Raw genomic sequence first — 26,072 nt, 5'->3', positions numbered from 1 at the left:
AACCCACAGTCTTCAGACCTGTGGAGTTCCTGTGGGAGCTGGCTTGCCGGCGATGAGGCCAGCAAACCCAACTAAATCATTCAGGCATCACGGAACAGCCAAGGCTGCCCGGCGCGGTGCTTGCCTTCGAAGGCCTTGATCGCATCGCTGTCCTGCAGGGTCAGGCCAATGTCGTCCAGGCCGTTGAGCAGGCAGTGCTTGCGGAACGCATCGATCTCGAAGTGCAGCACCTTGCCATCCGGACGGGTCACCGCCTGCGCCTGCAGGTCGATGGTCAGCTGATAGCCCGGAATGGCTTCGACCTGCTTGAACAGCTCGTCGACTTCCTCGTCGCTGAGGATGATCGGCAGCAAGCCGTTCTTGAAGCTGTTGTTGAAGAAGATGTCGGCAAAGCTCGGCGCGATCACGCTGCGGAAGCCGTACTCGTCCAGCGCCCATGGGGCGTGCTCACGGCTGGAGCCGCAACCGAAGTTCTCCCGCGCCAGCAACACGCTGGCACCTTGGTAGCGTTCGTGGTTGAGCACGAACTCCTTGTTCAACGGGCGCTTGCTGTTGTCCTGGTAAGGCTGGCCCACATCCAGGTAACGCCACTCGTCGAACAGGTTGGGGCCGAAGCCGGTGCGCTTGATCGACTTCAAAAACTGCTTGGGGATGATCTGGTCGGTGTCGACGTTGGCACGGTCCAACGGCGCGACGAGGCCAGTGTGCTGGGTAAAGGCTTTCATGCTGCGCTCCCTTGGATCAACTCGCGGACATCGATGAAGTGGCCGGTCACCGCGGCGGCGGCGGCCATGGCCGGGCTGACCAGGTGGGTACGGCCACCGGCACCCTGACGGCCTTCGAAGTTGCGGTTGGAGGTGGACGCGCAGTGCTCGCCGCTCTCCAGGCGGTCCGGGTTCATCGCCAGGCACATCGAGCAGCCTGGTTCACGCCATTCGAAACCAGCTTCGAGGAAGATCTTGTCCAGGCCTTCACGCTCGGCCTGGGCCTTGACCAGGCCCGAGCCCGGCACCACCAGCGCCTGCTTGACGTTGGCAGCGACCTTGCGGCCCTTGGCGATTTCGGCAGCGGCGCGCAGGTCTTCGATGCGCGAGTTGGTGCACGAGCCGATGAATACGCGGTCGAGCTTGATATCGGTGATCGCCTGGTTGGCGGCGAGGCCCATGTACTTGAGGGCACGCTCGATCGAACCACGCTTGATCAGGTCAGGCTCGGCAGCTGGGTCCGGCACGCGCTGATCCACGGCGAGGACCATCTCCGGCGAGGTGCCCCAGCTGACCTGCGGCTTGATTTGCGCAGCGTCGAGCTCGACCACGGTGTCGAACACCGCATCAGCGTCGGAAACCAGGCCTTTCCAGGCTTCGACCGCCTGCTTCCACTGCTCGCCCTTCGGCGCGTACGGGCGGCCTTCGACATAGGCAACGGTGGTGTCGTCCACCGCCACCAGGCCTACGCGGGCACCGGCTTCGATGGACATGTTGCAGATGGTCATGCGGCCTTCCATCGACAATTCGCGGATGGCGCTGCCAGCAAATTCCATGGCGTGGCCGTTACCACCGGCAGTACCGATCTTGCCGATCACGGCCAGGACGATGTCCTTGGCGGTAACGCCGGCAGGCAGCTGGCCTTCCACGCGCACCAGCATGTTCTTCATCTTCTTGGCGACCAGGCACTGGGTAGCGAGCACGTGCTCTACCTCGGAGGTGCCGATGCCGTGGGCCAGGGCACCGAAGGCGCCGTGGGTGGAGGTGTGCGAGTCACCGCAGACCACGGTCATGCCAGGCAAGGTGGCACCCTGCTCCGGGCTGATGACATGGACGATGCCCTGACGCTCGTCATTCATCTTGAATTCGACGATGCCGTATTCGTCACAGTTCTCGTCGAGGGTCTGCACCTGCAGGCGCGACACCTGGTCGACGATGGCCTCGATACCGCCCTTGCGCTCTGGCGTGGTCGGCACGTTGTGGTCCGGCGTGGCGATGTTGGTGTCGATGCGCCAGGGTTTGCGGTTGGCCAGGCGCAGGCCTTCGAAGGCCTGGGGCGACGTCACTTCGTGGATGATGTGACGGTCGATGTAGATCAAGGACGAGCCGTCATCACGGCGCTTGACCTCATGGGCTTCCCAGAGTTTGTCGTAGAGCGTTTTGCCAGCCATCAGACTGTTCCTCATCAGCGTCTTTCTATGCCAAAGACCCCTTGGCTTGTGCGGTCGATGCTAGGGGGTTAAATTGAATAACTCAAATTCATAATTTTTATGCTTTGGATAACCAACAGGAATACAACCCTATGGATCTGGCGAACCTTAGCGCCTTCATCGCGATTGCCGAAACCGGTAGCTTTTCCGGGGCGGCCGACCGCCTGTTCCTGACCCAACCGGCCGTCAGCAAGCGCATCGCCGGGCTGGAACAGCAACTGGATGTGCGCCTGTTCGACCGGCTGGGCCGCGAGGTGACCCTGACCGAAGCCGGCCGCGCCTTGCTGCCCCGCGCCTACCAGATCCTCAACGTCCTTGATGATACCCGGCGCGCACTGACCAATTTGACCGGTGAAGTGAGTGGTCGGCTGACCCTTGCCACCAGCCACCATATCGGCTTGCACCGCCTTCCCCCGCTATTGCGGGCTTTCACTCGGGAATACCCGGCAGTGGCGCTGGATATTCAGTTCATGGATTCGGAACAGGCCTACGACGAAATCCTCCATGGCCGCGCCGAGATTGCCGTTATCACCCTGGCGCCCGAGCCGCACCACCTGGTCAAGGCCGTGCCGGTGTGGGAGGACGCCCTGGACTTCGTCGCCGCCCCCGAGCACCCGCTGGCCAACAACCATACGGTCAGCCTGGCCGACGTCGCCCGCCACCCGGCCGTGTTCCCCGGCGGCAACACTTTTACCCACCACATTGTTCAGCGCCTGTTCGAAAGCCAGGGCCTGACGCCGAACATCGCCATGAGCACCAACTATCTGGAAACCATCAAGATGATGGTGTCGATCGGCCTGGCCTGGAGCGTGCTGCCGCGCACCATGCTCGACGAACAGGTTGCACCCATCGCCTTGCCGGGCATACAGCTGTCACGCCAGCTAGGCTACATTTTGCACACGGAGCGTACGCTATCGAACGCGGCCAGGGCATTCATGGCCCTGCTCGACAGCCACGCAGGGCCCGCCTGACCGGTCGTCAGCCCGGTATTGCCACCTCCAAGGACGCGTCACACGCCAAAGGTCTGGTACCGATGCCCAAATCAGCGAATCGCTTTTTGCGCCTGCCGCGCATACCTGCGGCCGACCCTCAGGAGTCCGAGCAGGCCTGGCAGAACGCCCCGCAACTGCTGGCCGCGCTCAACGGCGCGCGGCTGGGGGCCTGGCTATGGGATATCGAAAGCGGCCGGGTCAGCTGGTCACGGGGCACCCAGGCCCTGTTCGGCTTCGATCCGCAGCGCCCGCTCCCCGCCGATGTCGACTACCTCGACCTGCTGCCCGAGGAAGACCGCGCGCGTACACGCCAGGTGTTTCAGGCAGTGTTCAACGGCGAACCGGTAGAACAGGCCATGCGCCACCGTATCCGCTGGCCGGACGGCAGCCTGCACTGGCTGGAGATCAACGGCAGCCTGACCCACGACCCGAACGGCCGGCCGCAGATGATCGGGGTGATCCGTGAAATCACCCGCCAACGCGAGCGGGAAACGGCGCTGATCAATTCGGAAAAACGCTTCGCCACCCTGTTCCACCTCAGCCCCAATGCCATTTTGCTCACCCGCCGCCACGACGGCATGATCTTCGAGGTCAATCAGCACTTCGAAGACATGTTCGGCTGGCCCGGCAGCCAGGTGATCGGCAAGACCAGCCTGGAACTGGGCCTGTGGGTCAACCCCGAACAGCGCCATCAGGTGCTGGAATCGACCCGGGCCAACAGCGGCCCGCTGATCCTCGAGGTGCAGTTCCGCGCCATCAGCGGCAAGGTGCATGATGGCATCCTCTGCACCCAGGGCATCGAACTGGAAGGCGTGACCTTCCTCATCAGCACCTTCGTCGACACCACCGAACGCAAGCGCGCCGAGCAGGCCCTGAAGGACAGCCAGGAGCGCCTGGACCTGGCCCTGGACTCGGCACAGCTGGGCACCTGGGACTGGCATATCCCCAGCGGCATGCTCTACGGCTCGGCCCGCGCCGCACAGCTGCACGGCCTGCCGCCCATACCCTTTCACGAATCGTTCGACGCGTTTTTCGAAGGGGTACCGGAGCAGGAGCGCAATTCGATGCGCCAGGCCTACCGCAGCCTGCGCGAAGGGCCTGCCGGCAACTACCAGATCACCTACCGGGTACAACTGGAAAACGGCATCTCGCGCTACATCGAAAGCCGCGCCCGGCTGTACCGCGACGAACAGGGCAACCCGCTGCGCATGGCCGGCACCTTGCTCGACATCACCGACCAGGTGGAACGCGAACAGCGCCTGAGCGCCTCGGAAGAGAAGTTCGCCAGCCTGTTCCAGGTCAGCCCCGACCCGATCTGCGTCACTCGCCAGGACACTGGCCAGTTCATCGAGATCAACCCGGCGTTCACCCAGACCTTCGGCTGGGGCACCGACCAGGTGATCGGCCGCACTGCCGAGGAAATCGGCCTGTGGGCGGAGTCAGTCGAGCGCGCGCAACGCATCGAGCGGGTCATCCGCGAGCAGGCCCTGAGCAACGTCGCCGTGGTGGTCAACCACCGCAATGGCGCACCGCTGACCTGCGTGATTTCCAGCCGCCTCATCACCGTCGATGACCAGCCCTGCAGCGTCACCACCCTGCGCGACATCACCCAGCAGCAGCGCGCCGAGGCAGCGCTCAAGTCCAGCGAGGAAAAGTTTGCCAAGGCCTTCCACTCCAGCCCTGACGCCATCACCATCACCGAACGCTACAGCGGTCGCTATTTGGAAATCAACGACGGCTTCTGCCGCCTGACCGGCTACAGCGCTGCCGAAGTGGTCGGCCGCACGGTGTACGAGATCGGCATCTGGGCCGACGACAAGCAGCGCAGCGCCCTGCTGGCCGAGTTGCGCGAGCGTGGCCGGGTGCATCATCGCGAGATGCTCGGGCGCAACAAGCGCGGCGACATCCTCACCGTGGAAGTGTCGGTGGAGCCGATCACCCTCAATGAGGTGGACTGCCTGCTGGTAACCGCCCGCGATGTCAGCCAGCTGAAAAACGCCCAGGCACAGATTCGCCACCTGGCCTACCACGATCCGCTGACCAACCTGCCCAACCGCGCCCTGCTGATGGACCGTCTGAGCCAGCAGATCGCCCTGCTTAGGCGCCACAACCTTCGCGGCGCCCTGCTGTTCCTCGACCTCGACCACTTCAAGCACATCAACGACTCGCTGGGCCACCCGGTGGGCGACACAGTGCTGAAAATCATCACCGCGCGGCTGGAAGCCAGTGTGCGCCTGGAAGACACAGTGGCGCGCCTGGGTGGCGACGAGTTCGTGGTATTGCTCAGCGGCCTGGAAGGCAGCCGCGAGCTGGTCGAAGAGAAAGTCCGCGGGCTGGCCGACACCCTGCGCGAACTGCTGGCCGAGCCGATGTCGCTGGACGGCCAGCGCCTGCAGGTGACACCCAGCATCGGCGTGGCGCTGATCCCTGACCACGGCGCCACCCCGGCCGACCTGCTCAAGCGTGCCGATATCGCCCTGTACCGGGCCAAGGATTCCGGGCGCAACACCACCCAGCTGTTCCATACCACCATGCAGAAGGCTGCCAGCGAGCGCCTGCGCATGGAAAACGACCTGCGCCTGGCCCTGGCCCGCGGCGAGCTGGCGCTGCACTTCCAGCCACAGGTTGATGCCCGCGACAACCGCATCGTCGGCGCCGAGGTGCTGCTGCGCTGGCATCACCCGCAACTGGGTCAGCAGCCACCCGCGCAATTCATTCAAGTGCTGGAAGAAAGCGGCCTGATCCTGGAAGTTGGCAGCTGGATCCTCGACGAAGCTTGCGATGCCTGCGCACGCATGCTCGGCGACGGGCTGATCGACGCCGATGATTTCAGCCTGTGCGTGAACATCAGCCCACGGCAGTTCCGCCAGAACGACTTTGTCGGGCGGGTGCTGCGCAGCCTGGACGATTACCGCCTGCCACGGCAGATGCTGAAGCTGGAAATTACCGAAGGCATCGTCATCCAGAACCTGGAAGACACCATCAGCAAGATGCGCGAACTGAAGCGCTACGGGGTGAGCTTTGCCATGGATGACTTCGGCACCGGCTATTCCTCGCTGACCTACCTGAAGCGCCTGCCGGTGGATGCGCTGAAGATCGACCAGACTTTTGTACGCGATGCACCGGTGGACCCCAACGACGCCGAAATCGTCCGCGCCATCGTCGCCATGGCCCGCAGCCTGGACCTGGCGGTGATTGCCGAAGGGGTGGAGCTGACCGAACAGCTTGAGTTCCTGGAACGGCTGGGGTGCCACCTGTACCAAGGGTACTTGCACAGCCGGCCGCTGCCGTTGCCGGAGTTCCGGCAGATGTTGCTGGAAGCGCCGGCGGATTACTGAAACCGATGCGGATGCGATTCCTGTGGGAGCGGCCTTGCGTCGCGAAAGGGTCGCGCAGCGGCCCCAGGATCTCAGCCATCCTGCAGCATTGCCGGGGCTGCTGCGCAGCCCTTTCGCGACGCAAGGCCGCTCCCACAAGTAAGCCGGCCTTCAGGCGATCACAATAAAAAGGGCACCCGAGGGTGCCCTTTCCACATCTACACGATCAGTTCAGCGCTGGCTTGTCGCCGTTGATCGGAATGCGCTTGGCCTTGGCTTCTTCAGGCACGATGCGCAGCAGGTCGATGCTGAGCAGGCCATTGGCCAGGCCGGCGGCCTTGACTTCGATATGGTCGGCCAGGCGGAACGACAGCTTGAAGGCGCGCTGCGCGATACCCTGATGCAGGTAGGTCACTTCAGCAGCGCCATTGTCGCGCTTGCTACCGGTCACGGTCAGGACACCTTTTTCAACCTGCAGGTCGAGGTCCTCTTCCTGGAAACCGGCTGCAGCAACCACGATGCGGTAGTGGTCATCGCCATGCTTTTCCACGTTGTAGGGAGGGTAGCTGCTACCGGCCTCGTTACGTGCCGCGGATTCGAACAGGTCGTTGAAACGGTCGAAACCAACGGAATGGCGGAACAGTGGAGCGAGAGAGAAAGCGGTGGTCATGGTCATGAACTCCTGAGATTCAGCAAGTAAGTCATTACGCGACCCGACTTCGGCATCGCGTACTCAAGAGATATGGCCGAGGGAAATGCTTTCAAGGGGGGAGCAGAAAAAATCTGGATTCCTACGTTGGGCTTGATGGCCTCTTCGCGGGTAAACCCGCTCCCACAGGAAGCTCACACATTCCAAAACCTGCGCCGAACCTGTGGGAGCGGGTTTACCCGCGAAAGGGCCGGATCAGGCAACACAAGCTTCGATGGAAACCGCCTCAACCCCCAGCAACTTGCTGATCCGCGCACAGTCATCCTCCCGCCGCAACTCGGCAAACAGCACAACCGCTTCGGGATAACTGCGGGTCAGCATCGCCAGCCACTGCTTCATCCGCCCCGGCGCATAGCGCGGCGACAACTTGGCCTGGGCCTGGCGCCAGAACTCGCGCAGCAACGGCAGCAGGTCGTCCCAGCTCATCGGCTGGTACTCCCGCCCGTCACGCGCTGCGGCAATCTGCAGCCCCAGGTCGGGGCGCGAAACCAGCCCACGGCCCAGCATGATGTCTTCAGCGCCACTGACCTCACGACAGCGCCGCCAGTCGTCCACGGTCCAGATCTCGCCATTGGCGAACACCGGCACCTTGACCACATCCTGCACCCGCGCCACCCACTCCCAGTGGGCCGGCGGCTTGTAGCCCTCGACCTTGGTCCGCGCATGCACCACCAGGTGCGCCGAACCGCCTTCGGCCAGCGCCGTGGCACACTCCAGCGCACCATCGGGACTGTCGAAACCCAGGCGCATCTTCGAGGTGACCGGGATATGCGCCGGCACGGCACGGCGCACTTCACGCACAATCGCGTGCAGCAGTTCCGGCTCCTTGAGCAGCACCGCTCCACCACGCGACTTGTTCACGGTCTTGGCCGGGCAACCAAAGTTCAGGTCGATCACCGGCGCGCCCAACTCGCAGGCCAGCGCGGCGTTTTCCGCCAGGCACACAGGGTCCGAGCCCAACAGCTGCACACGCATGGGCACCCCTGCGGCAGTCCGCGCACCATTGCGCAACTCGGGTGCCAGCTTGTCGAACGAGGAAGGCGGCAGCAGGCGGTCGCACACGCGAATGAACTCGGTGACGCACCAGTCGATACCGCCCACGCGGGTCAGCACGTCGCGCAGGATGTTGTCGACCAGCCCCTCCATGGGGGCCAGGGCAATTTGCATGTCGGGGTCTCGGCGGAAAAAGCCGGCAGTCTAACAAAAATTGCCGGTGTTTCAGGCGCCGATCAGCGCCGGGCCGTAACCGTCGAGGAACTCCACCGGCATGCGCCTGGGCTTGCCGCTGGAAAGCTCGATACAGGCAAAGGTGGTCTGGGCGCGCAGCAAGGTCACGCCGTCGCGCGGGCGCTTGAGCTGGAAGCGCCGGGTCATGCGCAGGCGCTGGTCCCAGTCGATGATCCAGGTGGCCAGTTGCAGTTCGTCGTCCTCGTAGGCAGCGGCCAGGTAGTCGATTTCGTGGCGCACCACGGCCATGGCCCGGTCCAGCCGGCGATATTCAGCCAGGTCCAGGCCCAGGCGCTGGGAGTGGCGCCAGGCGCAGCGCTCCAGCCAGGTGACGTAGACCGCGTTGTTGGCGTGGCCAAGGCCGTCGATATCCTCGCTGCCGACGCGCAGGTCGATGACGAAAGGTGTTGCCAGGTCCCAGCTCATGTTCGCTTCCTTGGAGCAAAAGTGGATTTAGCAGGGCCCTGCAGAAAAAAGTCCAGCCCTTGTGGAGGATTTACCGGCCTCATCGCCGGCAAGCCGGCTCCCACAGGGTCTGCGCTGGTTCAAAGGCTTGCGCTGTACCTGTGGGAGCTGGCTTGCCGGCGATGAGGCCAGTACAGGCAACATCATCAGGCACTTTGCCGCGCTGGTGCGCCAGCCCGGGCCAGCAGCTCCAGCACCGCTGCACTCAGGCGCGGATCGGACAGCACCCGCTGGTGGCCACCCGCCTCCAGCAGCATCAGGCGGCTATCGAACCAGGCCTTGTGGATAACCTGGGCCTCATCGGCTGCCACCAACGCATCATCGGCGGCATGCACCACCAGCCCCGGCAACTCCAGCTGGTAACCCGTCACATCCAGCCGCGCAATCTGCATGCCCACATCCCGCTCCACCTGGCGGATGAATGCCGCCCGCGCCCGCGCCGGCAGCCCCAGGCGATAGGCAAAGCCACGCAGTACGCCCAACAGCCGCGCCGGAGCGGCAATGCTGACCGCCGCCTCTGTGCGCAGCCCCATCTGCAGGGCCAGCAATACACTGGCGCCGCCCATGGAATGGCCAATAACCGCGCGCAGCGGCGGCAGTTCGGCGGCAGCCTCCAGCAACGCTCGGGCAAACAGCACCACATTTGCCTGTTCGCCGGGGGAACGCCCATGCCCCGGCCCCTCCAGCGACACCACGGTATGCCCGGCCTGGACCAAGGTTTCGATCAACGCGGCAAACTGGGTCGGGCGCCCTTCCCAGCCGTGCATCAGCAACACGGTCGGCCCCTTGCCCCAGCGCAAGGCCGACAAGCCGAAGCGCAGGGTGATGCGCTCGGCGCTGGCCAGCACGGGCAACTCCCAATCCCGTGGCGGCAGGTTGCGCGGGGTCATGAAGGCACGGCGCATCTTGCCCGCGACGTGCTCGGGGGCCAGGCGGCCCAGGGTGCCATTGACACCACGAATCCAGCTCAGGGTAGTCATCGCCATGCTCCAGGGTTAAAGCACCGCCGATTTGGCGGCGCGCAGAATACGATCAGACAGCTCGCTGGTGCCCAGGGCACGGGCCAGCGCCAGGCCGCCAACCATCAGGGCCAGGTCGGCCAAGGCCTTGTCGGCATCCTCGGGGCGGTCGACCATGGCAGCAGCCATCAACTCGATGTGCTCGGCCAGCACCTCGCGGAAGGCCTCTGGCAGGCGCTGCATCTCGCCCAGCGAGTTGGGCAGCGGGCAGGCATGCACTTCGGCATCACGGTGCTTGCGCGACAGGTAGAAGGCACTGGCCAGCGCCCGCCGCCCGGCGCCATCGAGGCTGGGGTCGATCTGCGCGAGCAAGGCGCGGCGCTCGCCCAGCAACTGGCGGAACGCTTCGAGCATCAACTCGTCCTTGCTGTCGAAATGGGCGTAGAAGCCACCGACGGTCAGGCCTGCCGCCCCCATGACCTGGCTGACGCTAGGCTCGGCCGGGCCGTGCTGGATCAGCGCACTTCGCGCCGCCTCGAGAATGCGCTCGCGGGTTCTGCTCTTCTTGTCGCTCATCAGGCCACTCGCCGATCAAAATATGATGATCGAAATATTATTCGTATAATATTTTTTGGCAAGCAGAATCTGCAGCCGCCTGTCGGTCGCGAAATTTTGAGTAGGGAAGAAAAACAAAAGGCCCATTCAATAATCGAATGAGCCTTAAAAGTCCCGCAAAACGCGGGTAAACGTGGCGTCCCCTAGGGGACTCGAACCCCTGTTACCGCCGTGAAAGGGCGGTGTCCTAGGCCACTAGACGAAGGGGACGTAACCTTCGTGCCGATCCGCTTGCGCGAACCGCGGCAGAAATGGTGGAGCTAAGCGGGATCGAACCGCTGACCTCCTGCATGCCATGCAGGCGCTCTCCCAGCTGAGCTATAGCCCCGAAACAAAAGACCCGTCAGTAATCGACGAGCCTTTAAAGCCCTGCAAAACGCAGGAAAAGTGGCGTCCCCTAGGGGACTCGAACCCCTGTTACCGCCGTGAAAGGGCGGTGTCCTAGGCCACTAGACGAAGGGGACGTAACCTTCGTGCCGATCCGCTTGCGCGAACCGCGGCAAAATTGGTGGAGCTAAGCGGGATCGAACCGCTGACCTCCTGCATGCCATGCAGGCGCTCTCCCAGCTGAGCTATAGCCCCGGATTTCTAGCCTCTCGGCCCAGCGACATCCTGAAAGATCGCTTGTGCAAAACTGGCGTCCCCTAGGGGACTCGAACCCCTGTTACCGCCGTGAAAGGGCGGTGTCCTAGGCCACTAGACGAAGGGGACGAACCTTCTTACCTTCAAGACCCGGTTGCTGGACCCGGTCTTGCCCGACAGCCTTGGCTGCCAGGCGGAATTTGGTGGAGCTAAGCGGGATCGAACCGCTGACCTCCTGCATGCCATGCAGGCGCTCTCCCAGCTGAGCTATAGCCCCACAATGTCGCTTTGAACCGAAGCGCTGACTGGGTGCCTGGCGTTTCGTTTTCGTTCATCGCTGTGGACGGGGCGCATATTAAGATCGGATTGCAGGGCTGTCAAACGAATTTTTCAAAATATTCAAAAAATTTTTCACAGATAACAATCACTTACCGCCCTGCCCTTGCCAAAACTGAACAGTGAGCCCTGTGGGAGCGGGTTTACCCGCGAATGCGACGGAAAACGCACCATCGTATTCGCGGGTAAACCCGCTCCCACAGGTTTGGCTTATAGCCTCGGGACCACTGTCAGGCGATGGAGGCCAGCAGCTTTTCCCACTCTTTGTTTTCTTTCTTCGACACACCACCCAGCAGGTCCAAGGCCTGGCGCAGGCGGTAGCGGGTCAGGTCCGGGCCAAGGATTTCCATGGCGTCCAGTACCGAAACCGAGCTGGCCTGGCCGGTAATGGCGGCAAACATCAGCGGCATGGCGTCACGCAGCTTCAGCTCCAGCGCCTCTACCACCGCCTGGATGCAACCGGTGATGCGCTCCTTTTCCCACTGACGCAGGCTTTCGAGCTTCCACAGGATCAACTGGATCACCTGGCGTACCTGGTCGGCCGACAGTTTCTTGCTTTCGAACAGCTTGGCGTCCAGCTTCAGCGCGCCTTCGAAGAAGAACCCGCCCAGCGGGGCAACCTGGCTGAAGGTTTCCACCCGGCCCTGCACGTGCGGGGCGATCTTCATCATGTAGTCGCTGTTGAACGCCCACTTCTGCAGGCGCGCGGCGAACTCCTCGACCGGCAGTTCGCGCAGCCACTGGCCGTTCAGCCAGGACAGCTTCTCGATGTCGAAGATCGGGCCGCCCAGCGAGATACGCGACAGGTCGAAGTGCTCGACCATCTCGGCCAGCGAGAACTTCTCGCGCTCGTCCGGCATCGACCAGCCCATGCGGCCCAGGTAGTTGAGCATCGCCTCGGGCATGAAGCCCATGCGCTCGTAGAAAGTCACCGAGGTCGGGTTCTTGCGCTTGGACAGCTTGGACTTGTCCGGGTTACGCAGCAGCGGCATGTAGCACAGCTTGGGCTGTTCCCAGCCGAAGTATTCGTACAGCTTGATCAGCTTGGGTGCCGATGGCAGCCACTCTTCGCCGCGCAGCACGTGGGTGATGCCCATCAGATGGTCGTCGACCACGTTGGCCAGGAAGTACGTCGGCAGGCCGTCGTTCTTCATCAGCACCTGCATGTCCATGCGGTCCCACGGGATCTCGACATCGCCACGCAGCATGTCCGGTACCACGCACACGCCTTCGCTCGGCACTTTCATGCGGATCACGTGCGGCTCGCCAGCGTCCAGGCGGCGCTGCACTTCCTCGGCGCTCAGCAGCAGCGCGCGGCCGTCGTAGCGCGGGGTTTCGCCACGGGCTTGCTGCTCGGCGCGCATCTGCTCCAGCTCTTCGGCGGTGCAGAAGCAGTAGAAGGCATGGCCGGCGTCAACCAGCTCCTTGGCGTACCTGGCGTAGATCTCGCCACGCTCGCTCTGCCGGTACGGGCCGTGCGGGCCGCCGACGTCCGGGCCTTCGTTCCATTCGATGCCGAGCCAGCGCAGGGCATCGAAGATCTGCTGTTCCGACTCGCGCGTGGAGCGCAGTTGGTCGGTGTCTTCGATGCGCAGGATGAACTCACCGCCGTGCTGCTTGGCAAAGCAGTAGTTGAACAGGGCGATGTAGGCGGTGCCGACATGGGGGTCGCCGGTAGGCGATGGCGCGATACGCGTGCGTACGGTGGTCATGGAGAGTCTCGAACGAAAGATGAAACAAAGGCGGGATGTTAGCAGGAGGCAGGCACCGGGCTCCAGCAATGGCGCGAACGTCACTTGTCGACCGGCCATGTGCCGCTGTTAAATTTATTTACATTTCTGGAACGATAGTCCTCATGCCTGCCCAACTCAAACGCCGCCTGCTGGTCTTCTTCACCTTGGTGGCCGTCATCGCCCTCGCCTTCCTGGGCCACTGGTACTTCAAGGGCCGCTTCTACGAAAGCACCGACAACGCCTACGTACAGGGCGAGATCACGCGCATTTCCAGCCAGTTGGGCGCACGCATCGACGAGGTGCGGGTCGAGGACAACCAGCACGTCAGGAAAGGCGACCTGCTGGTGCGCCTGGAGGCCGCCGACTTCGAACTGGCCGTGCAACGCGCCCGCGCCGCCCTGGCCACCCGCGAAGCCGAGCAGGTGCAGGCGCAAAGCCGCCTGACCCAGCAAGCCAGCCTGATCGCCGCCGGCCAGGCCCAGGTGGCGGCCAACCAGGCTACCTTCGACCGCTCGCGCCTGGACCTGAGCCGTGCCGAGAAGCTGCGCAAGCCAGGTTTCGTATCGGAAGAGCGGGTCACCACCCTGTCCGCGGACAGCCATGTCGCCGGCTCGCAGGTCGACAAGGCCCGTGCCGACCTGCAAAGCCAGCGCCAGCAGGTCAATGCGCTGGCCGCCGAGCTCAAGCGCCTCGACGCGCAGATCGCCAACGCCCGCGCCGACCTGGCCCAGGCCGAACTGAACCTGACCCGCTGCGAAATCCGCGCACCGATCAGCGGCAGTATCGGCCAGCGCAACGCGCGCAATGGCCAGGTGGTACAGGCCGGTGCCTACCTGCTGTCGATCGTGCCGGACGAAGACATCTGGGTGCAGGCCAACTTCAAGGAAACCCAGATCGGCCGCATGCAGCCCGGCCAGCGTGCCGAACTGCTGTTCGACAGCTACCCCGACACACCGATCGAAGGCCGGGTCGACAGCCTGTTCGCCGCCTCCGGCGCGCAGTTCAGCCTGCTGCCGCCTGACAACGCCACCGGCAACTTCACCAAGGTGGTGCAGCGCATCCCGGTCAAGCTGACCTTCCGCGCCGACAACCCACTGCACGGGCGCATCCGCCCTGGCATGTCGGTGACCGCCACCGTCGACCTGCGCAGCGAAGACGAAGGCCGCAATGGCCGGTGACCAGCTGCTCAGGCCCACCGCCGAGCCGACCCGGCGGGACTGGATCGCGGTAATGAGCGTGATGCTTGGCGCCTTCATGGCGGTGCTGGACATCCAGATCACCAACTCGTCGCTCAAGGACATCCAGGGCGCGCTGTCGGCGACGCTGGAGGAAGGCTCGTGGATTTCCACCTCTTACCTGGTCGCGGAGATCATCATGATCCCGCTCACCGCCTGGCTGGTGCAGCTGCTGTCGGCGCGGCGCCTGGCGGTGTGGGTATCCGGCGGTTTCCTGTTGTCGTCACTGTTGTGCTCGATGGCCTGGAACCTCGAAAGCATGATCCTGTTCCGCGCCCTGCAGGGTTTTACCGGCGGTGCGCTGATCCCGCTGGCCTTCACCCTGACCCTGATCAAGCTGCCCGAACACCACCGCGCCAAGGGCATGGCCATGTTCGCCATGACCGCCACCTTCGCCCCCTCCATCGGCCCTACCCTGGGCGGCTGGCTGACCGAGAACTGGGGTTGGGAATACATTTTCTACATCAATATCCCGCCGGGCCTGGTGATGATCGCCGGCCTGCTGTACGGGCTGGAAAAGAAGGACGCGCACTGGGAACTGCTGAAAAGCACCGATTACGCCGGCATCGTCACCCTGGGCCTGGGGCTTGGCTGCCTGCAGGTGTTCCTGGAGGAAGGTCACCGCAAGGACTGGCTGGAGTCGCAGCTGATCGTCGGCCTGGGCAGCATCGCCCTGGTCAGCCTGATCACCTTCGTGATTCTGCAGTTTTCCAAGCCACACCCGCTGATCAACCTGCGCATTCTCGGCAACCGCAACTTTGGCTTGTCGAGCATCGCCAGCCTGGGCATGGGGGTGGGCTTGTACGGGTCGATCTACCTGCTGCCGCTGTACCTGGCTCAGGTGCAGGGCTACAACGCCTTGCAGATCGGCGAGGTGATCATGTGGATGGGTATCCCGCAGCTGTTCCTGATCCCGTTGGTGCCGCAACTGATGAAAGTGGTGTCGCCCAAGGTGTTGTGTGCCCTGGGGTTCTGCCTGTTCGGCGCCGCCAGTTTCGGCTCGGGGGTGCTCAACCCGGATTTTGCAGGGCCGCAGTTCAACCATATCCAGATCATCCGTGCCATCGGCCAGCCAATGATCATGGTGACCATCTCGCTGATCGCCACGGCGTATATACAGCCGCAGGATGCGGGTTCGGCATCGAGCCTGTTCAATATCCTGCGTAACCTGGGCGGTGCGATCGGCATTGCGCTGCTGGCCACCCTGCTGGATGCACGGACCAAGGTGTATTTCGATTACCTGAGGGAGGCGGTGGTGCCGAGCAACCCGCAGGTGGCGGAGCGGTTGGCGCAACTGGCGGAGCGGCTGGGCAATGACAATGCGGCGCTGGGCAAGTTGAGCGAGATCACTCACCAGCAGGCGTTGATCATGGCCTACAACGATGCGTTCCACTTTGTGGGGATCGGGTTGGCGGTGAGCATGCTGGCGGTGTTGTTGACGCGGAAGTTGCCAGAGGGGCTGAAGGCTGGGGAGACCCACTGAATGGGTTGTCGCCTGAGCCGGCCTCTTCGCGGGTAAACCCGCTCCCACAGGTACTGCGCAGAGCTCAAGGATTACAGCAATCCTGTGGGAGCGGGTTTACCCGCGAAGAGGCCAGTGCAGGCAGTAAAAAAATCAGCTGGTAATCAACCGCTCGCGCAGTTGGGCAATCTCGTCGCGCAATTGCGCCGCGGCCTCGAACTCCAGGTCGCGGGCGAACTGCATCATCTTCTCTTCCAGCTGCTTGATGCGCTTGGTGATCTCGCCCGGCGTGCGCAGCTCGGCCTCGTAACGGGCGCTCTCCTCCGCTGCTTTGGCCATGCCCTTGCGCTTCTTGCTGCGCGCGCCGGGCACGGTGGCGCCTTCCATGATATCGGTGATGTCCTTGACCACACCTTTGGGCACGATGCCATTAGCCTGGTTGAAGGCGATCTGCTTCTCGCGACGACGCTCGGTCTCGTCGATGGCGCGCTGCATGGAACCGGTGATGTTGTCGGCATACAGGATGGCCCGGCCATTGAGGTTACGCGCAGCACGGCCGATGGTCTGGATCAGTGAGCGCTCGGAGCGCAGGAAACCTTCCTTGTCGGCATCGAGGATCGCCACCAGCGACACCTCGGGCATGTCCAGGCCCTCACGCAGCAGGTTGATGCCCACCAGCACGTCGAAGGTACCCAGGCGCAGGTCGCGGATGATCTCCACCCGCTCGACGGTGTCGATGTCCGAGTGCAGGTAACGCACCCGCACGTCGTGATCGGCCAGGTAATCGGTGAGGTCTTCGGCCATGCGCTTGGTCAGCGTGGTGGCCAGCACCCGCTCGCCCTGCACCACGCGCTTGCGGATTTCCGACAACAGGTCATCCACCTGGGTAAGCGCCGGGCGTACTTCCACCTGTGGGTCGACCAGGCCGGTGGGGCGCACCACCTGCTCCACCACGCGCCCGGCGTGCTCGGCCTCATAGGGACCCGGGGTGGCGGATACGAAGATGGTCTGCGGGCTGACATCTTCCCACTCGTCAAAACGCATCGGCCGGTTGTCCAGCGCCGAAGGCAGGCGGAAGCCGTATTCGACCAGGGTTTCCTTGCGCGAGCGGTCGCCCTTGTACATGGCGCCGACCTGCGGAACGCTGACGTGGGATTCGTCGATCACCAGCAGCGCATCGGGCGGCAGGTAGTCGTACAGGGTGGGCGGCGGCGCCCCGGCCGGGCGCCCGGACAGGTAGCGCGAGTAGTTCTCGATGCCGTTGCAGTAGCCCAGCTCCAGGATCATCTCCAGATCGAAGCGGGTGCGTTGCTCCAGGCGCTGGGCCTCGACCAGCTTGTTGGCCTTCTGCAAGTACTCCAGGCGGTCCTTGAGCTCTTCCTTGATGCCTTCCACCGCCTCCAGCAGGGTTTCCCGCGGGGTGACGTAGTGGCTCTTGGGGTAGAAGGTGAAACGCGGCAGCTTGCGGAAGACCTCGCCAGTCAGCGGGTCGAAGGCGGCGATGTTCTCCACCTCGTCATCGAACAGTTCGATGCGGATGGCCTCGAGGTCCGATTCGGCCGGGAAGATGTCGATCACATCGCCGCGCACGCGGAAGGTGGCGCGGGCAAAGTCCATCTCGTTGCGTGTGTATTGCAGGTCGGCCAGGCGGCGCAGCAGCGCGCGCTGGTCGAGCTTGTCGCCGCGGTCCACGTGCAGGACCATTTTCAGGTAGGTCTCGGGGCTGCCCAGGCCGTAGATGCACGACACGGTGGTGACGATGATCGCGTCACGCCGCTCCAGCAATGCCTTGGTCGCCGACAGGCGCATCTGCTCGATGTGGTCGTTGATCGAAGCGTCCTTCTCGATGAAGGTGTCGGACGACGGTACGTAGGCTTCAGGCTGGTAGTAGTCGTAGTAGGAAACGAAGTACTCCACCGCATTGTTGGGGAAGAACGCCTTGAATTCGCCATAAAGCTGCGCGGCCAGGGTCTTGTTCGGCGCCAGCACCAGGGTCGGGCGCTGCACCTGCTGAATGACGTTGGCGATGCTGAAGGTCTTGCCCGAGCCGGTCACCCCGAGCAGCGTCTGGTGCGACAGCCCCGCCTCGATGCCTTCGACCATCTGGCGAATGGCCTCGGGCTGGTCGCCGGCCGGCTGGAAACGGGTGACGAGCTGGAACTCGGACATGACGGACCTCGCGGTGTTGCAGCAACTGTAAATTTAGCCAGTAGTCTATACCCAAATGCGCCCGCCGGGGGGCGCTTTCAAGGCATAGCTGTGAGCGCTTGTTACGGTGGACCCGGCAATTAGACCAATGGTCGAAAAATATTTGCGCAAATGACCGGAAAAGCGATGCCGGACTGTCGCGGTGACCGGTCGGTATCACTATACTGACTCCCCGTTTGTGCACCGCTTCAGTGCATTCGGGCTGGAGCGTGTACGTCCTATCACACTCCAATCAGAGCCAAGGTAACAATGAGCCTGTTTTCCGCTGTCGAGCTGGCACCCCGCGACCCTATTCTGGGCCTCAACGAAGCATTCAATGCCGACCCACGTACCGACAAGGTCAACCTGGGCGTGGGCGTGTACTGCAATGAGGAAGGCCGCATTCCGCTGCTGCGCGCCGTGATCGAAGCCGAGACCCAGCGTGCCGCCCAGCACGCCTCGCGCGGCTACCTGCCGATCGACGGCATCGCCACCTACGACCAGGCTGTACAAAAGCTGCTGTTCGGCGCCGAGTCGCCACTGCTGGCCGCCGGCCGCGTGGTTACCGTGCAAGCCGTTGGCGGTACCGGCGCGCTGAAGATTGGTGCCGACTTCCTCAAGCGTGTGTCGCCTGACGCCGTGGTTGCCATCAGCGACCCGAGCTGGGAAAACCACCGCGCGCTGTTCGAATCGGCCGGCTTCCCGGTGCAGAACTACCGCTACTACGACGCGCCGACCAACGACGTCAACCGCGCCGGCATGCTCGAAGACCTGAACAACCTGCCGTCCGGCTCGATCGTGGTGCTGCACGCCTGCTGCCACAACCCGACTGGCGTCGACCTGGGCCTGGACGACTGGAAAAACGTCCTGGAAGTGGTCAAGGCCAAGGGCCACGTGCCGTTCCTCGACATGGCCTACCAGGGCTTCGGTGACGGCATCGCCGAAGACGCCTTCGCCGTGCGCCTGTTCGCCGAGTCGGGCCTGGAGTTCTTCGTGTCCAGCTCGTTCTCCAAGTCGTTCTCGCTGTACGGCGAGCGCGTCGGTGCGCTGTCGATCGTCACCGCTTCCAAGGACGAGAGCACCCGCGTGCTGTCGCAGGTCAAGCGCGTGATCCGCACCACCTACTCCAACCCGCCGACCCACGGTGCAACCATCGTTGCCACCGTGCTGAACAGCGCCGAACTGCGCCAGATGTGGGAAACCGAGCTGGCCGAAATGCGCGAGCGCATCCACGGCATGCGCAAGCAGATGGTTGCGCTGCTGGCCGAATATGGCGCCAACCGCGACTTCAGCTTCGTTGGCCGCCAGGTTGGCATGTTCTCGTACTCGGGCCTGACCGTCGAACAGGTCGCCCGCCTGAAGAACGAGTTCGGCATCTATGCGCTGGACACCGGCCGCATCGCCGTGGCCGCGCTGAACCAGAGCAACATCCACGTGGTGACCAAAGCTATCGTGCAGGTGCTGTAACTCATTGTTTTGCCTAGGGGTGGCTTGACTTCCCCTAGGCAATCAGTAAGATACGCACAGATTCCGCGATAGCTCAGTCGGTAGAGCAAATGACTGTTAATCATTGGGTCCCTGGTTCGAGTCCAGGTCGCGGAGCCAAACATTGAAAACCTCCAGATGCGCAAGCACTGGAGGTTTTTTGTTGCACTTATCCCCTCATGCCAGCGCACGGCTGCTGTATCGTCCGAGATCCCTCGACGAGCACAGGCAAGCATGAAAGCCAACGATTTCACCCAGAACGCTCAGCAAGCGGTAGCAATCGCCGCCAACCAGGCCCTCCTGGCTAGCCGACAAGCAACGTTCGCCGTGGGTGGCTGCATCATCGAAAATGCCACTGGCAAGGTACTGGTCGCCCTGCACAACCGCGTGCTGGAGCCCTCTGCCAGCCAGGCGCAACCCGCATTCAGGCTTCACGACCCAACGGGGCATGGTGAGCGCCGGCTGGTCGACTGGTATTTCGACAACCAGCAGCGCCTTGCCCTACCGCCCGCGCATGAACTGACCGTCATCACCACGCTCGACCCCTGCGCCATGTGCGCAGGCGCCTTGCTGACTGCCGGCTTCAATGTTGCGGTAAGTGCGCTCGACACCTTTGCCGGCATCAATCATGACGGCCGCTTCGAATTCCCCGGCCTGCCGACCGCACTTCGTCTGCGCGCGCAAGCCACGTGGGGCTACTATGCTGTCGGCAGCCCTTTTGATCGCGACTATGTCGGGCCGACGCATGGGCCGATCTACGCTGGCGAACACATCGATGCCGCAACGATGTGCCTTACCCGTTCGTTGTTCGAAGCCAGCGTGAACCATGTGCACGACGAAAGCAGCAACGCCGGCCTGCCGCCATCTGCCCTGAAAGACCCGATCACCCTACCCAGCCGGAGCTTGGTACGCCAGGCCCTGGCGGGCTTGAGCCCATGGAGCCTGCGCATCAAAAGTGCAGACCCTCGCCTGCCCGGCATCGAACTGGCCGAGCCATTGGTCGACACAGCGCTCGCGGCAGATACGTGCAACGCCGTAGCCTTGCTGGACCCATTCGGCAATCTGCTGGCCTGCCTGGGCGGTGACGAAACGCGCTCCCCCATTCGCACTGCGTTCATGGAGACCACTCGCAGTTACGCCGCGTTACGCTGGAACCTGATGAACCATGACGACCCACAGGTCCGCGACGAAGCACACCAGCATCTCACCCACCCCCGTTACTGCACATTCGTCCTGCTCCGTTTTCCGGACCCGGCCGGCAGCGAGGCGGTCATGACCCTTGGCGCCTATGGCTCCACCGTGGAACGGCACACCGCGCCGTCCTTCCCCTCCAGCCTGCAATTTGTATTGCTGCCAACAGGCTGCACTGCCAAGGATGTTGCTCGACTGGCGAAAAATCTGCCGCCGTTCTACACCAGCAACGCGCAGGTCGCGCCTTGCCAGGTACTGGACCCGAACCTGATGCAGGAAGTGACAACCCGGCTGGGGCAGGCTCAGCGCTCCGAGCCTGCTGCCGGATAGGGCAATGTGACCGCACTGCCTTCATCCACCAGGCTCCAGACCAGCAACTTGGCTGACTGCTTCTGACTGGCGTTGCGTGACACGCTGTGCACGGTACCCGGGGCTTCGTACCAGTATTCACCGGCCTCGTAGGTTTTCTCCGGCTCGTTATCGAGCTTCGATACCACAGCCCCTTCCAGCACGTAGGCCATCACTGCGCCCGGGTGCTGATGCGCGGGTGATGCCTGGCCGGGGGCGTAGCTGACGGTGAGCATCACGGCGCTCTTGCCGGGGGCGTTCGAGGGCTGTTGCTGCTGCAGGACCTTGACCTGGTCGGCAGCGTCGCCGTGCGCCCAGGCAGGGGTTTGAGCGGCGAACAGGCCGAAAAGGATGATACTGAAGGGTTTCATGGGGGCTTCTCCTGGATGGCAATTGCCTGCAGGTTAGGCCTGTGGGGCAGAGAGACAAATGACCAATTCGGGGAAAAACCAAGAGGCCGATTATTGCCTGTGCCGGCCTCTTCGCGGGCTTGCCCGCTCCCACACCCTTGAAGCCTGTAGAAAACCCTGTGGGAGCGGGCGAGCCCGCGAAAAGGCCGGTGCAGGCAACAGAGATCTCAGCTGCTACGCCCGATCGGATAAAATTCACCGTGGCTCCAGACCCCAAGCCACTCTTCCCCGTCGATCTCACGCGGCACTGCCAGCTCTACCAACTGGTAGAACACATTGCGATGAATCAGCGCCTCGAGGTTGCTGCGCATCAGCACATACGGCGATGGCTCCTGCGTGACCGGGTCGATCACCACGCGCAGCGGGTTGGCCGGCCCGGCTTCGACCTGGTCCTCGACATTGCTGGTGAAGCGCAGCACCTGCTGCTCACCCTCACCTTCCACGTCCAGCGCCACGGCCACGAACGGCGCATCGTCGACGCGGATGCCCACCTTCTCTACCGGGGTAATCAGGAAGTAGTCATCGCCATCGCGGCGAATGATGGTGGAAAACAGCCGCACCATTGGCTTGCGACCGATCGGCGTACCCAGGTAGTACCAGGTGCCATCACGGGCGATGCGCATGTCGATGTCACCGCAGAAATCCGGGTTCCACAGATGCACCGGCGGCAGGCCCTTGGCCTTGGGAATCTGCGCCAGAAGATCATTGGCCTTGCCGGAATCGCTCATCACGCTTGCCTCATTCACTCACACCCAGAAGGCTACGAGCGTACTCGCGCATCGGCGCGCCAAGCAAATCCTCCGGGGTTTTATCGTGGAACGTCAACAAACCGCCACGGCTCTTGATACGCGCAGTGTCGATCAGGTAGCGGGTGCTGGTTTCGATGAGCATCATCTGCACCACGCCGGTGTCCCAGCCCAGGCGGTCGACCGCTTGTTCGTCATACCACTCGTCGCCATTGCCGATACGGTCGTCGGTGCGCGCGAAGCGGGTGTACAGCACGTAGTCGGCACCCACCGAACGCGCCTGGGCGATGGCCTCTTCAAGGCCCAGTGGCCCTTGGGCGCGGCGCACCAGCGGGAAATACTCGACGAAGCTCTTGTAGGCCTGCTCGGCCACCGCGTTCTGCCGCGGCACCGGCCCCTTGCCCGGGGGCACGAACGCGCCCTGGCCGATGAAGATGAACGAATCGGGCTGCAGGCGGATCGACAGGGTGCGCCGGGTATCACTGTGGTCCAGCAGACCGGCATCGCTCATGTGGTAACGGACGCCCTCGCCCATATCGCTGACATTCATGCAACCGCCCAGCGCCATCAGCGCCAGCAGCAAAACCAGGCTACGCATCTTTCCTCCAGTGGCCGGCGACGAAAAACCGGCGAATAGCCGGCGGATGCAGCTTTTGCGCCAGCTTCAGCCACCGATCACCTTCATCACCATCACATCGCCGGAAAACGCCAGGTCCTGCTTGTCTGCCAAGGCCTTGACCAGCAAACGCTGCAGGGCCGGCAGCGCCTGATGCCGCGGTTTTTCCAGCAGATCGCCGACGAAATGGCGATTGCCGGACGACAGGCAGCCGTGCAGCCAGCCCGTGGAGGACAGGCGCAGCCGCGAACAGGTGCGGCAGAACGGTACGCTTTCGTTGGCGATCACGCCGAAGTGGCCTTTGCCGGGTACCTGATAACGCAAGGCGGTGGCATCCAGCGGCGCGTCGACCTGAAGGTAGGCATGCTTGCCAGCGATCAGTGCGAGTAGTTGGTCGAGGCCGACGAACTGCTGCAGGAAGGCGTTGTGGTCACGGGCCAGGTGGCCCATGCGCATGAGTTCGATGAAGCGCAGTTCGAAGCCACGCTCAAGGCAGTAATCCAGCAGCGGCAGCACCTGATCGAGGTTGTGCCCGCGCATCGGCACCATGTTCACCTTGATCTGCATGCCCATGGCGCTGGCCTGCTGCATACCCGCCAGCACGCTGGCCAGGTCGCCGCCCCGGGCGATACGGCGGAAGGCATGTGGGTCGAGGGTGTCTAGGGAAACGTTCAATCGGCGGATACCTGCCGCCTGCAACTGGGGCAACTTGCGCGTCAGCAGCTGGCCATTGGTAGTCAGCGAGATATCGTCAAGATCGAGCTTGGCCACGGCGGCCAGAAAGGCATCCAGACGCGGACTGACCAATGGCTCACCGCCGGTGATGCGCAAGCGTTCGATGCCGGCGGCTTCGATCAGGTAGGCCACGCCACGGGCCAGGGCATCCGCCGGCAGTTCGTCCTGTGCTGCGACCAGGCGCTTGCCGTCTGGCACGCAGTAGGTGCAGGCATAATTACAGGCAGCCGTCAGGCTGACGCGCAGGTTGCGAAAACGCCTGCCTTGACGATCGACGATCATGAATGACTCCGGCATGGATGATGGGGGCTGGCAAAACCTGACTCATAAATCAGGTTTTTGCAAGCCCTATCCTTTTTGCCGCTGTCGGTGTCGACGTGCTGTTGTGGAAGCAGGCATGTCAGTCATGGGGCTGCTGCGCAGCCCATCGCAGGCAAGCCAGCTCCCACAGGATCGCGCAACACTCGAGATCTGCGCTGTACATGTGGGAGCTGGCTTGCCTGCGATGGCCGCAAAGCGGCCCCAATAACGCTGACTGGCAGGCTTCAGGGAAAGCCTGCACTATCTCAGTTGGAAGGTTCGGGATCGCGCTTGCGCTTGTTGCCCATGCGCACGCCAATGTCCATCAGGAACTGGAAGAAGCCTTCCTGGTCCTCCAGCACATTGCTCCAGAACGGCGAGTGGTACAGCGCCACGGCGCCGTGCACCAGCGCCCAGGCGGCGCAATAATGGAAATACGGCGGCACGTCTTCGAGCTTGCCTTCGCTGATACGGCCCTTGATCAGCTGGGTCAGGCGGTCGAAGTTGGAAGCACGGATGCTGTGCAGCTGTTCGACCATTTCCGGTACCTGGTTGCCCTTGACCACCTTTTCTTCCAGGCGGTCGAACAGCCGGTAACGCTGCGGATCGCGCATGCGGAACTCGAAGTAGGCTCGCGACAGGGCTTCCTTGTCGCGATCGACGTCGGCCGAATGCAACAGCGCGTTCAGGTCGCGCTCGTAGTCGAGCATCAGGCGCAGATAGATCTCCGCCTTGGACTTGAAGTGCTTGTAGATCGTGCCTTTGCCGATGCCCACGGCGTCAGCGATCATCTCGACGGTGACGCTGTCTTCACCCTGTTCGAGAAACAGTTTGAGCGCGGTGTCGAGGATTTCCTGTTCGCGACGGCGAAACTCACGGACCTTACGAGGTTCTTTCTGCATAGGAAGGACTGGATGACAATCGAAGCGGTTTATTATGCCTAACTTGCGGGAAATTGCACGGATCATCCTAGCATGTCTGTGTTTCACGATGCTTACGGCCATGCGCTGCGGGAGGAATGAAACGTTGTCGTATTCCAAATCTGTTTAAAAAACGATCAATATGCACTGGCACTGCGCCAAAGCTGACCAATACTTGAAGTGTTGGCGCGGCGCATCCCCCCCAAGTGGCGCGCCGATAAAGGTGCTCAGGGACCGCGTACCTTTGTTTTACTCCTAATGGTCTTAACCCGGATTCCCCCCCCAGAACCCGGGTTTTTTTTGGGTGGCTCAAGGGGCAGCGCCGGTGCCGAGGGGTATTCGGAGAGGTTGCATGAGGGCTGCCAGGTGCCCGACATAACATTTTCAGCGCCTATGAGATCGAGCGCCGCCCGCGCGGCGCATCGCCGGCAAGCCAGCTCCCACATCTGTTTCGGGCCAGTTAATCCTGCACCCTAGGTGACAGGCACGTGGTGGCCCTGACACAACCTCAAAGCCCTACAAATCAGGCCACCCGCGCCAACGGGAACAAGCGCTTGAAGTTGGCAGTGGTCTGTTCTGCCAACTGCTCATAACTGGCCCCGCGCAACGAAGCCACGTACTCCGCCACCTCACGCACGTACTGCGGCAAATTCGGCTTGCCCCGATGCGGGATCGGCGCCAGGTACGGCGAATCCGTCTCCACCAGCAAACGATCGACCGGCACCTGCCGCGCCACTTCACGCAGGGCATCGGCATTGCGGAAGGTAACAATGCCAGACAACGAAATGTAATACCCCAGGTCCAGCGCCGCCTTGGCCATGTCCCAGTCTTCGGTGAAGCAGTGCAGCACGCCAGCCTGCGGCAGGTTGGCCTCGCGCAGCAGCGCCAGGGTATCGGCACGCGCCGCACGGGTATGCACGATCACCGGCTTGCCGGTCTGCCGCGAGGCCTCCAGGTGCAGGCGGAACGAGGCTTGCTGCAACTCGGCTGCTTCCGGCTCGTAGTGGTAATCCAGCCCGGTTTCACCAATCGCCACCACATGTGGGTGAGCCAGTTCGCGCAGCAGCCATTCCAGCGCCGGCGTTTCGCCCGGCGCCAGGTCCAGCGGGTGCACGCCCACCGAGCAATCGACATCGGCGTAGCGCTCGCTCAGCGCCTTCACCGCACCAGCATTCTCGGCACTGACGCCAATACACAGGAAATGCCCGACCCCGCGCTCACGCGCCGCCTGCAAGGCAGCATCGAGGGAGCCCTGGTGGGCGCTCAGGTCAAGACGGTCGAGATGGCAATGGGAATCTACGAGCATGG

General features: G+C 63.0%; 21 protein-coding genes and 7 tRNA genes. 7 read left to right on the top strand and 21 right to left on the bottom strand.

Features of this window, described 5'->3' with window-relative positions; genetic code table 11:
- Window positions 1–80 precede the first annotated feature (80 nt).
- Both leuD and leuC read right to left on the bottom strand, forming a co-directional pair.
- Complete coding sequence (gene leuD / locus ABX298_RS18205) at window positions 81–725, bottom strand: 3-isopropylmalate dehydratase small subunit (protein ID WP_015269431.1); 645 nt, start codon at window positions 723–725, stop codon at window positions 81–83.
- Window positions 722–2,155 (bottom strand): 3-isopropylmalate dehydratase large subunit, encoded by a 1,434-nt coding sequence (gene leuC / locus ABX298_RS18200; RefSeq protein WP_025338236.1) that lies wholly within the window; start codon window positions 2,153–2,155, stop codon window positions 722–724. Before leuC ends, leuD begins: the two co-directional genes overlap by 4 nt.
- Before the next feature lie 131 nt (window positions 2,156–2,286).
- On the opposite strand from leuC, the gene ABX298_RS18195 reads away from it, so the two are divergent.
- Both ABX298_RS18195 and ABX298_RS18190 read left to right on the top strand, forming a co-directional pair.
- Window positions 2,287–3,165: a LysR family transcriptional regulator gene (locus ABX298_RS18195; protein WP_286101268.1), complete on the top strand. Its 879-nt coding sequence runs from the start codon at window positions 2,287–2,289 to the stop codon at window positions 3,163–3,165.
- A gap of 62 nt (window positions 3,166–3,227) precedes the next feature.
- The gene (locus ABX298_RS18190) at window positions 3,228–6,524 is read left to right on the top strand and encodes a PAS domain S-box protein (protein WP_367393432.1); all 3,297 of its coding nucleotides are present in this window, start codon (window positions 3,228–3,230) and stop codon (window positions 6,522–6,524) included.
- A 205-nt stretch (window positions 6,525–6,729) separates the two neighbouring features.
- Here ABX298_RS18190 and ABX298_RS18185 read toward each other — a convergent pair whose 3' ends face one another.
- The 12 genes from ABX298_RS18185 to gltX all read right to left on the bottom strand — a co-directional run bounded on the left by ABX298_RS18185 (window position 6,730) and on the right by gltX (window position 13,108).
- A complete protein-coding gene (locus ABX298_RS18185) occupies window positions 6,730–7,173 on the bottom strand; it encodes an Hsp20 family protein (protein ID WP_367393431.1) in 444 nt (147 codons plus the stop codon).
- A 234-nt stretch (window positions 7,174–7,407) separates the two neighbouring features.
- The gene (locus ABX298_RS18180) at window positions 7,408–8,379 is read right to left on the bottom strand and encodes a tRNA dihydrouridine synthase (RefSeq protein WP_367393430.1); all 972 of its coding nucleotides are present in this window, start codon (window positions 8,377–8,379) and stop codon (window positions 7,408–7,410) included.
- Window positions 8,380–8,430: 51 nt separating this feature from the next.
- Window positions 8,431–8,865 (bottom strand): thioesterase family protein, encoded by a 435-nt coding sequence (locus ABX298_RS18175; RefSeq protein WP_025338232.1) that lies wholly within the window; start codon window positions 8,863–8,865, stop codon window positions 8,431–8,433.
- Window positions 8,866–9,050: 185 nt separating this feature from the next.
- The gene (locus ABX298_RS18170; RefSeq protein ID WP_075044148.1) at window positions 9,051–9,884 is read right to left on the bottom strand and encodes an alpha/beta fold hydrolase; all 834 of its coding nucleotides are present in this window, start codon (window positions 9,882–9,884) and stop codon (window positions 9,051–9,053) included.
- A 15-nt stretch (window positions 9,885–9,899) separates the two neighbouring features.
- A complete protein-coding gene (locus tag ABX298_RS18165; protein ID WP_013971594.1) occupies window positions 9,900–10,439 on the bottom strand; it encodes a TetR/AcrR family transcriptional regulator in 540 nt (179 codons plus the stop codon).
- A gap of 173 nt (window positions 10,440–10,612) precedes the next feature.
- Window positions 10,613–10,688, bottom strand: a tRNA-Glu gene (locus tag ABX298_RS18160).
- A 42-nt stretch (window positions 10,689–10,730) separates the two neighbouring features.
- Window positions 10,731–10,806 (bottom strand) — tRNA-Ala (locus ABX298_RS18155).
- 60 nt (window positions 10,807–10,866) lie between these two features.
- Window positions 10,867–10,942 (bottom strand) — tRNA-Glu (locus ABX298_RS18150).
- Window positions 10,943–10,984: 42 nt separating this feature from the next.
- A tRNA-Ala gene (locus ABX298_RS18145) sits at window positions 10,985–11,060 on the bottom strand.
- Window positions 11,061–11,113: 53 nt separating this feature from the next.
- Window positions 11,114–11,189, bottom strand: a tRNA-Glu gene (locus tag ABX298_RS18140).
- A 72-nt stretch (window positions 11,190–11,261) separates the two neighbouring features.
- Window positions 11,262–11,337, bottom strand: a tRNA-Ala gene (locus tag ABX298_RS18135).
- Between the two features lie 289 nt (window positions 11,338–11,626).
- A complete protein-coding gene (gene gltX, locus ABX298_RS18130; protein ID WP_025338230.1) occupies window positions 11,627–13,108 on the bottom strand; it encodes a glutamate--tRNA ligase in 1,482 nt (493 codons plus the stop codon).
- Window positions 13,109–13,251: 143 nt separating this feature from the next.
- On the opposite strand from gltX, the gene ABX298_RS18125 reads away from it, so the two are divergent.
- Window positions 13,252–14,307, top strand: coding sequence for an HlyD family secretion protein (locus ABX298_RS18125; protein WP_196182234.1), 1,056 nt, complete (start codon window positions 13,252–13,254; stop codon window positions 14,305–14,307).
- Entirely contained in the window at window positions 14,297–15,847 is a 1,551-nt protein-coding gene (locus ABX298_RS18120) for an MDR family MFS transporter (protein WP_085618191.1), read from the top strand. The genes ABX298_RS18125 and ABX298_RS18120 overlap by 11 nt, the downstream gene beginning before the upstream one ends.
- A gap of 132 nt (window positions 15,848–15,979) precedes the next feature.
- Here the strand turns inward: ABX298_RS18120 and uvrB are convergent, their stop codons facing one another.
- Window positions 15,980–17,995, bottom strand: a complete 2,016-nt coding sequence (uvrB, locus tag ABX298_RS18115; protein WP_367393429.1) for an excinuclease ABC subunit UvrB — start codon at window positions 17,993–17,995, stop codon at window positions 15,980–15,982.
- A 288-nt stretch (window positions 17,996–18,283) separates the two neighbouring features.
- On the opposite strand from uvrB, the gene ABX298_RS18110 reads away from it, so the two are divergent.
- From ABX298_RS18110 to ABX298_RS18100, 3 genes are all read left to right on the top strand, one after another.
- A complete protein-coding gene (locus tag ABX298_RS18110; protein WP_367393428.1) occupies window positions 18,284–19,480 on the top strand; it encodes an amino acid aminotransferase in 1,197 nt (398 codons plus the stop codon).
- Window positions 19,481–19,542: 62 nt separating this feature from the next.
- A tRNA-Asn gene (locus ABX298_RS18105) sits at window positions 19,543–19,618 on the top strand.
- Between the two features lie 114 nt (window positions 19,619–19,732).
- A complete protein-coding gene (locus tag ABX298_RS18100) occupies window positions 19,733–21,019 on the top strand; it encodes a nucleoside deaminase (RefSeq protein ID WP_367393427.1) in 1,287 nt (428 codons plus the stop codon).
- Here the strand turns inward: ABX298_RS18100 and ABX298_RS18095 are convergent.
- The 6 genes from ABX298_RS18095 to ABX298_RS18070 form a co-directional block, all read right to left on the bottom strand.
- The gene (locus ABX298_RS18095; protein WP_317409374.1) at window positions 20,992–21,408 is read right to left on the bottom strand and encodes a cupin domain-containing protein; all 417 of its coding nucleotides are present in this window, start codon (window positions 21,406–21,408) and stop codon (window positions 20,992–20,994) included. The two genes, ABX298_RS18100 and ABX298_RS18095, sit on opposite strands and share 28 nt — an antisense overlap.
- A 206-nt stretch (window positions 21,409–21,614) precedes the next feature.
- Window positions 21,615–22,175, bottom strand: a complete 561-nt coding sequence (locus ABX298_RS18090) for a DUF1285 domain-containing protein (protein ID WP_023661447.1) — start codon at window positions 22,173–22,175, stop codon at window positions 21,615–21,617.
- Window positions 22,176–22,185: 10 nt separating this feature from the next.
- Window positions 22,186–22,791 (bottom strand): DUF4823 domain-containing protein, encoded by a 606-nt coding sequence (locus ABX298_RS18085; RefSeq protein ID WP_013971585.1) that lies wholly within the window; start codon window positions 22,789–22,791, stop codon window positions 22,186–22,188.
- 66 nt (window positions 22,792–22,857) lie between these two features.
- Entirely contained in the window at window positions 22,858–23,826 is a 969-nt protein-coding gene (locus ABX298_RS18080; protein ID WP_238067437.1) for a GTP 3',8-cyclase MoaA, read from the bottom strand.
- 284 nt (window positions 23,827–24,110) lie between these two features.
- Window positions 24,111–24,746 (bottom strand): TetR/AcrR family transcriptional regulator, encoded by a 636-nt coding sequence (locus ABX298_RS18075; RefSeq protein ID WP_003260720.1) that lies wholly within the window; start codon window positions 24,744–24,746, stop codon window positions 24,111–24,113.
- A gap of 541 nt (window positions 24,747–25,287) precedes the next feature.
- The gene (locus ABX298_RS18070) at window positions 25,288–26,070 is read right to left on the bottom strand and encodes a TatD family hydrolase (protein ID WP_046616993.1); all 783 of its coding nucleotides are present in this window, start codon (window positions 26,068–26,070) and stop codon (window positions 25,288–25,290) included.
- Window positions 26,071–26,072: the final 2 nt, after the last annotated feature.

Source organism: Pseudomonas sp. X4 (genome assembly GCF_040784925.1).
GTDB lineage: Bacteria > Pseudomonadota > Gammaproteobacteria > Pseudomonadales > Pseudomonadaceae > Aquipseudomonas > Aquipseudomonas putida_Z.
Note: the sequence above shows the minus strand (reverse complement) of the source record. Positions and strands in the feature narration are given on the sequence as shown.

Coding starts and splice junctions, on each gene's coding strand:
- leuD (WP_015269431.1), bottom strand. CDS start 725: ATGAAAGCCTTTACCCAGCACACTGGCCTCGTCGCGCCGTTGGACCGT.
- leuC (WP_025338236.1), bottom strand. CDS start 2,155: ATGGCTGGCAAAACGCTCTACGACAAACTCTGGGAAGCCCATGAGGTC.
- ABX298_RS18195 (WP_286101268.1), top strand. CDS start 2,287: ATGGATCTGGCGAACCTTAGCGCCTTCATCGCGATTGCCGAAACCGGT.
- ABX298_RS18190 (WP_367393432.1), top strand. CDS start 3,228: ATGCCCAAATCAGCGAATCGCTTTTTGCGCCTGCCGCGCATACCTGCG.
- ABX298_RS18185 (WP_367393431.1), bottom strand. CDS start 7,173: ATGACCACCGCTTTCTCTCTCGCTCCACTGTTCCGCCATTCCGTTGGT.
- ABX298_RS18180 (WP_367393430.1), bottom strand. CDS start 8,379: ATGCAAATTGCCCTGGCCCCCATGGAGGGGCTGGTCGACAACATCCTG.
- ABX298_RS18175 (WP_025338232.1), bottom strand. CDS start 8,865: ATGAGCTGGGACCTGGCAACACCTTTCGTCATCGACCTGCGCGTCGGC.
- ABX298_RS18170 (WP_075044148.1), bottom strand. CDS start 9,884: ATGACTACCCTGAGCTGGATTCGTGGTGTCAATGGCACCCTGGGCCGC.
- ABX298_RS18165 (WP_013971594.1), bottom strand. CDS start 10,439: ATGAGCGACAAGAAGAGCAGAACCCGCGAGCGCATTCTCGAGGCGGCG.
- gltX (WP_025338230.1), bottom strand. CDS start 13,108: ATGACCACCGTACGCACGCGTATCGCGCCATCGCCTACCGGCGACCCC.
- ABX298_RS18125 (WP_196182234.1), top strand. CDS start 13,252: ATGCCTGCCCAACTCAAACGCCGCCTGCTGGTCTTCTTCACCTTGGTG.
- ABX298_RS18120 (WP_085618191.1), top strand. CDS start 14,297: ATGGCCGGTGACCAGCTGCTCAGGCCCACCGCCGAGCCGACCCGGCGG.
- uvrB (WP_367393429.1), bottom strand. CDS start 17,995: ATGTCCGAGTTCCAGCTCGTCACCCGTTTCCAGCCGGCCGGCGACCAG.
- ABX298_RS18110 (WP_367393428.1), top strand. CDS start 18,284: ATGAGCCTGTTTTCCGCTGTCGAGCTGGCACCCCGCGACCCTATTCTG.
- ABX298_RS18100 (WP_367393427.1), top strand. CDS start 19,733: ATGAAAGCCAACGATTTCACCCAGAACGCTCAGCAAGCGGTAGCAATC.
- ABX298_RS18095 (WP_317409374.1), bottom strand. CDS start 21,408: ATGAAACCCTTCAGTATCATCCTTTTCGGCCTGTTCGCCGCTCAAACC.
- ABX298_RS18090 (WP_023661447.1), bottom strand. CDS start 22,175: ATGAGCGATTCCGGCAAGGCCAATGATCTTCTGGCGCAGATTCCCAAG.
- ABX298_RS18085 (WP_013971585.1), bottom strand. CDS start 22,791: ATGCGTAGCCTGGTTTTGCTGCTGGCGCTGATGGCGCTGGGCGGTTGC.
- ABX298_RS18080 (WP_238067437.1), bottom strand. CDS start 23,826: ATGATCGTCGATCGTCAAGGCAGGCGTTTTCGCAACCTGCGCGTCAGC.
- ABX298_RS18075 (WP_003260720.1), bottom strand. CDS start 24,746: ATGCAGAAAGAACCTCGTAAGGTCCGTGAGTTTCGCCGTCGCGAACAG.
- ABX298_RS18070 (WP_046616993.1), bottom strand. CDS start 26,070: ATGCTCGTAGATTCCCATTGCCATCTCGACCGTCTTGACCTGAGCGCC.